Origin of the sequence: Pseudomonas sp. FSL W5-0299, from assembly GCF_005930655.1 — a bacterium.
Classification (GTDB): Bacteria; Pseudomonadota; Gammaproteobacteria; order Pseudomonadales; family Pseudomonadaceae; genus Aquipseudomonas; species Aquipseudomonas mandelii.
Genome location: NZ_RXHX01000091.1, coordinates 1 through 1,467, shown reverse-complemented (window position 1 = coordinate 1,467; position 1,467 = coordinate 1). Strand labels below are relative to the sequence as shown.

General features: G+C 58.7%; 1 protein-coding gene and 1 pseudogene. Both read right to left on the bottom strand.

Annotated elements, in window-relative coordinates; genetic code table 11:
* Positions 1-277: 277 nt before the first annotated feature.
* Positions 278-655 carry a DUF6124 family protein gene (locus FHL16_RS34205; RefSeq protein WP_077750543.1) on the bottom strand — a complete coding sequence of 126 codons (378 nt, stop codon included), beginning with the start codon at positions 653-655 and terminating at the stop codon, positions 278-280.
* Between the two features lie 472 nt (positions 656-1,127).
* Positions 1,128-1,467, bottom strand: a pseudogene (locus FHL16_RS33715) (DUF6124 family protein); the annotation flags it as partial.

Here is a 1,467-nt window from a genome sequence, read left to right as displayed (position 1 = left end):
GATGAGTGGTGAAGAGCGAAGCGTTTACACCGAACCCCTTGTAGGAGCGAGGCTTGCCCGCGAAGGCGGCCTGACAGCCGACCAATCTCTGACAGATGTACGCAATCCAAATGTGGGAGCGAGCCTGCTCGCGAAGGCGGCCTGACAGCCGACCAATCTCTTGCAGATACCCACATTCCACTGTAGGAGTGAGCCTGCTCGCGATGGCGGAGTGTCAGACGACATTGATGTTGAATGACACACCGCCATCGCGGGCAAGCCTCGCTCCTACAGGGGATCAGCAGTGTGGCGCAGGTTTTGTGATGGCGACGTTATCGAGCATCCGGTTCGCCGCCAGTTCGGCCAGCATCACGATCTGCTGAATCGCCATTGCCTTGTGTCGGTGCGGGCCTTCCAGATAGTCCGCGAAATCGCTCGCCATCACGCTGGCCTGGGCCAATGACTCGCAGGTGTGGGCGAGCAGGTCTTCGTCCTTGATATCCGGAGCAATCAAAAACATCGTGCTGGGTTTGCGGGTAGCAGGGGATTTGAGGGCTGCTGGGTTGAGGTAGTGATCCAATGCGCGCTCGGCGGCATCGTGGAGTTTTTTGGAGTCGAGGGATTCGTAGGGGGAAACGTCGTCGTTTTGCGGGGGATTCGGGGTTTCTTTGAACATGGTGAAGCTCCAAGTAAGTAATGGAGCCGCCACTGATCGCCGCGACGCGATGGTAGGTGGCAGCTGTACGCAGGTTCGCGGACCGAGCTACTTGGAAACCCGGCATACCCGAGGGTATCCCGCGCACAGCCACCATAAGACCAAACGACACGCACAGAAGGCTGGTCGGTTGAGGCGGGTGATTATGCACCAAGTAAGCTGATTCAGGCCGCGACGCCCGGTCGCTGATGTGCAGCGACTCCGAAAGCCTATCCCCCTGGCTTCCGACAAGACAACCGCCAGAACTTGTCGGAATCCTCCTCCATAAAAGTCACGGCTGTAGGACGCTGGCAAAAAAAATCAGGCCCGACACGACCCAATGTGGGAGCGAGCCTGCTCGCGAAGGCTGTTTAACATTCGACATTGAAGTCGTCTGACTCACCGCTTTCGCGAGCAGGCTCGCTCCCACAGGGAAACAGTTCACACCGGGGGATCAGCAGTGTGGCGCAGGTTTGGGTACGGCGACGTTATCGAGCATCCGGTTCGCCGCCAGTTCCGCCAGCATCACGATCTGCTGAATCGCCATCGCCTTGTGCCGATGCGGGCCTTCCAGATGGTCCGCGAAATCACTCGCCATCACGCTGGCCTAGGCCAATGACTCGCAGGTGTGGGCCAGCAGGTCTTCGTCCTTGATATCCGGGGCGATCAAAAACATCGTGCTGGGTTTGCGGGTAGCAGGGGATTTTAGGGCGGCGGGGTTGAGGTAGTGATCCAATGCGCGCTCGGCGGCATCGTGGAGTTTTTTGGAGTCGAGGGATTCGTAGGGGGAAACG

What these genes read in the sequence shown, in the direction of transcription:
- FHL16_RS34205 (WP_077750543.1), bottom strand. Translation starts at nt 655, where the DNA reads ATGTTCAAAGAAACCCCGAATCCCCCGCAAAACGACGACGTTTCCCCC.